This window comes from Actinomadura gamaensis (assembly GCF_042652125.1).
GTDB lineage: Bacteria > Actinomycetota > Actinomycetes > Streptosporangiales > Streptosporangiaceae > Spirillospora > Spirillospora gamaensis.
Genome location: NZ_JBHSIT010000006.1, coordinates 91,764 through 99,714, shown reverse-complemented (window position 1 = coordinate 99,714; position 7,951 = coordinate 91,764). Strand labels below are relative to the sequence as shown.

Annotated in this window: 7 protein-coding genes; 5 read left to right on the top strand and 2 right to left on the bottom strand. The window is 71.5% G+C overall.

What is annotated here, in order from left to right:
- Nucleotides 1–29: 29 nt before the first annotated feature.
- On the bottom strand, nt 30–1,544 hold the full coding sequence (locus ACFPCY_RS21140) for an amino acid adenylation domain-containing protein (protein ID WP_378257678.1): 1,515 nt from the start codon (nt 1,542–1,544) through the stop codon (nt 30–32).
- Nucleotides 1,545–1,912: 368 nt separating this feature from the next.
- Between ACFPCY_RS21140 and sbnA the strand changes: the two genes are divergently transcribed.
- The 5 genes from sbnA to ACFPCY_RS21115 all read left to right on the top strand — a co-directional run bounded on the left by sbnA (nt 1,913) and on the right by ACFPCY_RS21115 (nt 7,225).
- On the top strand, nt 1,913–2,899 hold the full coding sequence (gene sbnA / locus ACFPCY_RS21135) for a 2,3-diaminopropionate biosynthesis protein SbnA (protein ID WP_378257676.1): 987 nt from the start codon (nt 1,913–1,915) through the stop codon (nt 2,897–2,899).
- Nucleotides 2,900–2,946: 47 nt separating this feature from the next.
- Nucleotides 2,947–3,972, top strand: a complete 1,026-nt coding sequence (gene sbnB, locus ACFPCY_RS21130; protein WP_378257674.1) for a 2,3-diaminopropionate biosynthesis protein SbnB — start codon at nt 2,947–2,949, stop codon at nt 3,970–3,972.
- Nucleotides 3,973–4,024: 52 nt separating this feature from the next.
- Nucleotides 4,025–4,471, top strand: coding sequence for a VOC family protein (locus tag ACFPCY_RS21125; protein ID WP_378257672.1), 447 nt, complete (start codon nt 4,025–4,027; stop codon nt 4,469–4,471).
- A gap of 5 nt (nt 4,472–4,476) precedes the next feature.
- The gene (locus ACFPCY_RS21120) at nt 4,477–5,247 is read left to right on the top strand and encodes a MerR family transcriptional regulator (RefSeq protein WP_378257670.1); all 771 of its coding nucleotides are present in this window, start codon (nt 4,477–4,479) and stop codon (nt 5,245–5,247) included.
- Nucleotides 5,248–5,449: 202 nt separating this feature from the next.
- A complete protein-coding gene (locus tag ACFPCY_RS21115; RefSeq protein ID WP_378257668.1) occupies nt 5,450–7,225 on the top strand; it encodes an isopeptide-forming domain-containing fimbrial protein in 1,776 nt (591 codons plus the stop codon).
- A 306-nt stretch (nt 7,226–7,531) separates the two neighbouring features.
- On the opposite strand, the gene ACFPCY_RS21110 is transcribed toward ACFPCY_RS21115, so the two are convergent.
- On the bottom strand, nt 7,532–7,906 hold the full coding sequence (locus ACFPCY_RS21110) for a hypothetical protein (RefSeq protein ID WP_378257666.1): 375 nt from the start codon (nt 7,904–7,906) through the stop codon (nt 7,532–7,534).
- Nucleotides 7,907–7,951 lie beyond the last annotated feature (45 nt).

Here is a 7,951-nt window from a genome sequence, read left to right as displayed (position 1 = left end):
TGGTTCACGACCGGAACGGGCCAGTGTGACTACCGTGAGTGATCGAACTCGTGCACCACGACGGCCGCCGCGCCCACCCCCGGGTGCCGCTGGAGGACGGCCTCGATCTCGCCCAGCTCCATCCGCACTCCGGCGATCTTCACCTGCCGGTCCACCCGGCCGAGGTACTGCAGGACGGGCCGGTCCTCGCCGCCCGCGCCCGCCGGGAGCAGCCGGACGGCGTCGCCGGTCCGGTACAGGCGTCCGGTGGGCGAGTCCTCGAACGGGTCGCGGAAGAACGCCGCGCGGGTGCGGTCGGGGTCGCCGAGGTAGCCGCGGCCCACGCAGATCCCGCCGACGAACAGCTCGCCGACCTCGTCGACGTCGCAGGCCGCCCACGTGCCGTCCTCGGTCCGGCGCAGCACGTACAGCCGCGAGTTGACGATCGGCGACCCGATCGGGAGCCGGAGGAGCTCCAGGTCGGGGGCCGTGACGGTGTGGTGGGTGACGTCGTCGGAGCACTCGGTCGGGCCGTAGGCGTTGAGCAGCCCGGCGTGCGGCATGGCCTCCAGCCAGCGCCGGGACAGCTCGGCGGGCAGCTCCTCGCCGGTCGCGATCATCCAGCGCAGCCCGCCGAGCGAGCCCGCGGGGGCGTCCGGCAGGTCGTCCAGCAGGTGCCGGACCATGGTCGGCACCAGCTCCACGACCGTGATGCCGCGCTCGTCCACCGCGCGGGCGAAGGCCACCTGGTCGTGCGCCACCTCGTCCGGGACGATCTCGACCCGGCCCCCGATCAGCAGCGGGCACACCATCTGCCAGACCGAGATGTCGAAGCCGAGCGGCGAGGTCATCGCCAGCACGTCCGCGCCGGTCATGCCCAGGTCCACGATCTTGGCGAACAGGTGGTTGAGCATCCCGCGGTGCTCGACCACCGCTCCCTTCGGCTTGCCGGTCGAACCCGAGGTGAACAGCACGTACCGGGGCTGGTCGAGCGACTCCAGCCGGGGCTCGCCCCGCCACGGCCCGCAGCCGCGCGCCCCACTCGCCGGGACGATCCGGCAGCCCGCCGCTTCCGCGCCCTCGCGCAGCGCGGCGGGCACCTCGTCCTCCACGGTGATCAGCAGCGCCGCGCCCGCCTGGTCCAGGACGTCCCGGACCCGCCCGGCCGGCCAGCTCCCGTCGGCGGGCACGTACAGCGCCCCGACCAGCTCCAGCGCCAGGAACGCGGCCAGCACCTCGACGCGCCGCTCGCCCCCGACGCCGACGACCGTGCCCGGCCGCACGCCCTCGCGTTCCAGCAGCGTGGCGAACCTGCGCGCCTCCGCCGCCAGCTCGGCGTAGCTCAGCTCGCGGCGCCCGTCGGCGACCGCCGGACGGTCGCCCTCGGCGGCGAACCGCTCGACCCGCGCGATGACCGGCGCGCCGAGGTCGACGCCCCGGTCGCGGACCATGCCGTGCCGCGCCGCCAGCTCGCGGGCGCGCGCGATCTCGCCGGGCGGGACGTCCAGCACCGGCAGGGCCTCGACCGGCAGCAGGCGGTCGCGGACCGGCAGCCCAGCGTTCATCGTCACCCTCCGTGATGTGGTGGCGCTCAGCCGTCATCGTCGAATATCCGCCGGTTCGGAACCGGCTTCGACGCGGGAAGAAGCTTATGTCCGACCCCGGCCAGTCCTGCCGGGTTTCTGTCGGATAACCACCCTACCGGCCGGTAAGCCGGGGGTTGCGGGAGTACATGCAGCTAGGTACCGTGATGATCCGCCACGGTTCCACCAGATGATCGCGGCACACTTCGGGGGAAGCTGGAGAACGGCCGGAAATTGCGTTCGAGCCATTCGCACAACGGATCGGCGAGAGGTGGGACCCTCCCTTTCGCCGCGTCGCCGTCCCCACTTCCGCCGGCCAACGAGATCGCATTTCTTCCCAGGGTGGCAGCGTGCCCATCATCACCTCGCCGCAGGACTTCAACGTCGAAGACCTCTATGTGGACCTGCGTCCCGTGCTCGACGTTCCGCTGTTCCTCAAGTGCGAGGGGTTCAATTTCGCCGGATCGGTGAAACTGAAGGCCGCCGCCGCGATGGTGGAGGCCGCCGAGCGCGACGGGGTGCTGCGGCCCGGCTCCACGATCGTCGAGTCGTCCTCGGGCAACCTCGGCATCGCGCTCAGCATCATCGCCGCCGACCGCGGCTACCGGTTCCTGTGCGTCACCGACCCGCGCTGCAACCCCGCGTCCATGCGGGTGATGCGCGCGCTCGGCGCGGAGGTGCTGGTCATCGGGCACCAGGACGCCAACGGCGGCTACCTCGCCAGCCGCATCGACCACGTCCGGCGCCTGTGCGCCGACCGGTCCGACCACGTCTGGCTGAACCAGTACGCCAACCGCAACAACTGGCTCGCCCACTACAACGGCACCGCGCCCGCCATCGACCGCCGCTTCCCCGACCTGGAGGTGCTGTTCGTCGGCGCGGGCACCACCGGCACGCTCATGGGCTGCGCCCGCTACTTCCGCGAGCGGGGCCGCCCGGTCACGATCGTCGCGATCGACGCGGTCGGCTCGGTCACCTTCGGCGGCATCCCCGAACGCCGCATGGTCCCCGGCCTCGGCACCAGCGCCCGCCCCGCCCTCGTGGACGAGTCGTACGTGGACGACATCGTGCACGTAGCGGAGCCCGACACCATCCGGACCGTCCACCGGCTGTCGGCGCGCGGCTTCCTGTTCGGCGGCTCCACCGGGACGGTCGTCTCGGGCGCGGCGAGCTGGCTGGCCGCCCGGCACGCCGCCGACGGACGGCGGCCCGTCGCCGTCGCGATCGCCCCCGACCTCGGCGAGCGCTACCTCGACTCGATCTACGACGAGGGGTGGCTCGCCGAGCACTTCCCCGACCTGCCGGCCGACCACCTGCCGGCGCCGACCACCGCATGACGCCCGACGCGCCGCCGCGTCGCCGAACCGTAGAGGAGCCCCTCCCGATGTCGCAGACCCCGTCCTTCGCCGTGATCTCCGGCGCGCAGGTGCACGAGGCCGTGCACGGCCGCGAGCCCGAGGTCACCGCCATGGTCGAGGCGGCCTACCGGCTGCACGGCGAGGGCGCGACGGTCAACCCGGACTCCTACTTCCTGCGCTTCCCCGACCAGCCCGCCAACCGGATCATCGCGCTGCCCGCGTCGGTGAAGGGCGAGGTGAACGCGCACGGCATCAAGTGGATCTCGTCGTTCCCGGGCAACGTCGCGAACGGCGTCCCGCGCGCCTCGGCCGTCCTGATCCTGAACGACACCGAGACCGGGTACCCGTTCGCGTGCCTGGAGTCGTCCATCATCAGCGCGGCGCGGACCGCCGCGTCCGCGGCCCTCGCCGCCGCCCGCCTCGCCGACGCCCGCGGCCCGCGCCCGCGCCGCGCCGGCTTCTTCGGCGTCGGCCTGATCGCCCGGTACGTCCACACCTACCTCGCCGCGAACGGCTTCGAGTTCGACGAGCTCGGGATCCACGACCTGTCCGCCGAGCACGCGGAAGGATTCCGCGAGTACCTGGCGCGGAGCGAGGACGGCGAGATCACGATCCACGGCACGGCCGAGGAGCTGATCCGGTCGTCCGACCTGATCGTCTTCGCGACGGTCGCGGGCGAGCCGCACGTCCACGACCCGGCCTGGTTCGCGCACGCCCCGCTCGTCCTGCACGTGTCCCTGCGCGACCTGTCGCCGGAGATCATCCTCGCGTCCTGGAACGTCGTGGACGACGTCGAGCACTGCATGAAGGCGAACACCTCGCCGCACCTGGCCGAGCAGAAGGTCGGCCACCGCGACTTCGTGGCGGGCACCCTCTACGACGTGCTCGCCGGCAAGGTCGTCCCGCCCGCCGACCAGCCCGTGATCTTCTCCCCGTTCGGTCTCGGCGTCCTCGACCTGGCCGTCGCGCGCCACGTGTACGACCAGGTCACCGCGTCGGGCGGGCTCCAGGAGGTGCCGGGCTTCTTCCACGAGATGAAGCGCTACGGCTGACGCGCCCCGGCGGGTTGACCTTGCCGTTGCGTCAACTTCTAGCGTGGGGCGCGTGATCGACCGAACCATCTACCCCATGCCGATGTTCGCGACGTTCCAGGTCTCGGACGTCCGCGCCGCCGAAGCGTTCTACCAGGCCGTCGGGTTCGTCTCGCTGGCCGCCGTCCCCGGGCCGGACGGCTCGCCCGCCGTCGTCCATCTGCGCCGGATGAAGTACCAGGACCTGCTGATCGTCCCGGGGAGGCCGGAGCGCGGGAGCACGAGCGTGAGCTTCTCCGCCCCGGACGAGGACCTCGCGGCGCTGGCCGACCGCCTGCGCGGGTTCGACGGCGTCCGGGTCTCGGGCCCGGAGGACACCCGCTGGTTCACCTCCGACCTGACCATCGACGACGCCGACGGGAACCGCGTGGTCCTCACCGCGCCGCGCACGGCCGAGCTCGGACACGCGAAAGAATGGGCGCGGGAGAACATCACGGGTGACTTCATCGTGGAGAGCTGACGACCGTGGAGTGGACGATCCAGCAGGTCGCGCGCAGCGCCGGAGTCACGAGCAGGACGCTCCGGCACTACGACGACATCGGCCTGCTGCGCCCGTCGCGCGTGGGCGAGAACGGCTACCGGTACTACGACTCCGGCTCGGTGGCCCGCCTCCAGCGGATCCTCCTGCTCCGCGACCTCGGCCTCGGGCTGCCCGACATCGCGGACATCCTGGCGCACGAGAAGGACGAGGAGACGACGCTCAGCGAGCACATCACCCTCCTGGAAGCGGAGCGGGACCGCCTGGACCAGCGGATCCGGGCGGTCCGCCACACCCTGGAGGCGCGCCGGAGGGGCGTCGATCCGTCCCTGGAGATGATGCTGGAGGGTTTCAACGAGCCCTACCGGGACGATGTCGTCGCGCGCTGGGGCGAGCGCGCCTACGAGGAGAGCAACGCCTGGTGGAAGGGCAAGTCCCTGAGCCAGCGCGTCGCCTGGAAGCGCGACACCGACGAGCTGGTCGGCGCGTGGAAGGCCGCCTGGCGGGACGGCGCGACGCCGGCCTCCCCGCGCGCCCAGGCCCTCGCCGAACGCCACGTCGCCTGGCTCGCCCAGATCCCCGGCACGCCCGTCGCGGACGGCGACCGCGAACGCTCGATCCGGCTCGTCCGCTGCCTGGGCGACCTGTACGTCGAGCATCCCGACTTCGAGGCCACCTACGGCGGCAGGGAAGGCGCGCTCTTCGTCCGCGCCGCCCTGAACGAGTACGCCACCCGGACGATGTCCGCCACCGGTTGAATCCGGCTTGTCCGCCGCCACCGCCGGGAAGGGGCGGGCGGGTGGTCGCCCATCTTCTGCGGCGGGCAAAGAATCTGTGACTGTGGGTGACGATGGGCTATTTGGGCGGCACTGACCTGCAACTACTCTGCAACGTTAGCGATCGTTACCGAGGGTAGCCAAAAGGGGAGTACGTCCAATTCCTCCCTCACAAGGAGCCCCCATGGCCGCACCCCAGAACCCCTCCAAGGACCGGGCGCCCAAGCAGGTCAAGCTGGTCAACGGCGACTTCGAGCAACCGGATGTGCCCCGCGACAGATGGGACCCGTCCAGCAACCGGTACGTGCAACTGCCGGACGCCACCCGCGCGAGCGACAAGGACCACGTGCCGGGCTGGATCGCCCAGCCCATCGACCCGAAGGCCACCCCCGACCATCTCATCGAGCTGTGGGCGAGCGGCGTGATGCCGGGCGTGGACGCCGCGTCCGGCAAGCAGTACGCCGAGCTCAACGCCAGGCAGGAGTCCACCCTCTACCAGGACCTGGACACCGAGAACGCGGGCACCCTGTACTGGAGCCTCATGCACCGCGGCCGCGACGGCGTCGACAAGATGGCCGTGGACATCGGCCCGCCCGACAAGCCGGTGCAGCAGGCCGAGTTCGCCGACGACCGGACCGCGTGGGTCAAGCACACCGGCTCCTACACCGTTCCGGCCGGGCAGAAGGTGACCCGGTTCGCCTTCCGCTCGGTGTCGGCCTACGGCGGCAGCCAGACCAACGGCAACTTCCTGGACCGCATCGAGTTCGGCACCCCGCCGTACGTCGTGCTGGAGAAGACGGCCACGCCCGGCGGCCAGTCGCAGGTGGGCAGGACGCTCACCTACCAGGTCAACGCCACCAACTACGGCGGCGTCGCGGCCGAGCAGTTCGTGCTGTCCGACACCCTTCCGGACGGCATCGCCTACGTGCCCGGCAGCGCGCGCGTCGTCAAGGGCCCCGGCGCCGGCACCACCGTCCCGGACGTCGCCACCGACGGCAGGACCGTGCGGTTCTACCTGGGCGCCGGCGCCGACCCCGCCCACCGCAAGGGGGGACGCCTGGACACCACCGGAGTCAAGGAGACCGCCGAGGGCCTCACCGTGGAGTTCCAGGTCCGGGTGGACCGCGCGGGCGCCGGCGGAACGGTCGAGAACCAGGCCACCGCCGCCTACACGCACACCGTGGGCGGCGAGACCAAGCACATGACCTCGACCTCCAACGCGGTGTCCACCCCGGTCGCCGCCTCGGTCCGGCTCCGGCTGGTCAAGGCCGCCGACCGCACCCGGGTCAACGTCGGTGAGACGGTCACGTTCGTCCTGCGGGTGTCCAACGACGGCCCGAGCCCCGCCACCGGGATCAAGGTGACCGACCGGGTCCCGGCCACGCTCACCTTCCTGTCGGCGACCGCCTCGGACGGCGCCTACGACCCGGCGACCGGACGGTGGGCGCTGGACAACCTGGCCGTGGGCCACAGCGCCACCCTGGAGCTCAAGGTCCAGGTCACCCGGGCCGGTGAGTTCCGCAACAGCGCCCGGGCCGTCGCCAACGAGACCGGCGGGCAGGACGGAGCGCAGACCGGCGGCGGCGCCACCGCCGAACTGGTCCTCTGCGCTCGTTCCCTCGGCTGCGGCACCGGTTCCAACCAGGACGACGGCGACCACCACGGCGGTGACCATCACGGCGGCGACCACCACGGAGGCGACCATCACGATGACAACGGACACCAAGGGGGCGACCACCAAGGGGGCGACCACCAAGGTGGCAACGGCCACCATGGCGGCGACCACCAGGGAGGCGATCACCAGGGAGGCGACCACGACGAGAGCGGTGGGCTGTCAGGGCACGGCCGGCCGCACGTCACCCACCCGGACGGCGAGGGCACGGCGGGTGGTCAGGAAGCGCACGGCCAGGACGACGGCGGGCTGAGCGGGAACACCCGACCGCACTCCCCCAGGTCGTAGCAACCGGGCACGCCACCGGCCCATATGGCGAGACCTCCCGCGTCCTCGAAAGAGGGCGCGGGAGGTCTCGCCTCCGCAACAATGTCCTCGGCGGACGCCACTCATCCGCAGCGCCGCGGACATCCGCTATCGAACGTTCACCGCGTCCAGTACGCAACGAACAATCAATTGGCGGCTGCCGACCGAGACGCGAACGCCTCGCCGGCGAGAGCGCCGGCGAGGCGTTGTCGCACCCGCACCGCGTCCGCACCGCATTCGCATCGCGTGCGTCCCAATGGCGGTCAGATGCTCATTTCGAGGGGCGGACTAGTCGCCCTTGGCCTTCTTGACCAGGCCGATGACGAGCACGTCCACCCACCCGGAGAACTTCCACGCCGTGGGGTCCTGCGGGCCCATGTCCGCCTTGACGCGGACGGTGACGTCCGGGCCGTCGACGCCCTCGCGCGAGATCGTGACGCCGCCCTGGCCCCACTCGACGTCTTCGCGGTTGTTGGCGTTGTTCTCCGACTCCAGGCGCCAGCCTTGCATGGCCACCTGGACCATGGCCTTGTCGTTGGCGTCGTAGAGGATCTTCCGGGGCAGGCTGATCGTCTTGGTCATGTTGAGCCCTCCCTTGGAGGACTCGTGGGTGAATTCGATCCGCTGCGCGGTGAACGCGAGATCGCCCTCGGTGACAGCCATGAATGGTTCTCCTTCGGGGTTCGGTGTCTGCTGTGCGCGGCCTTG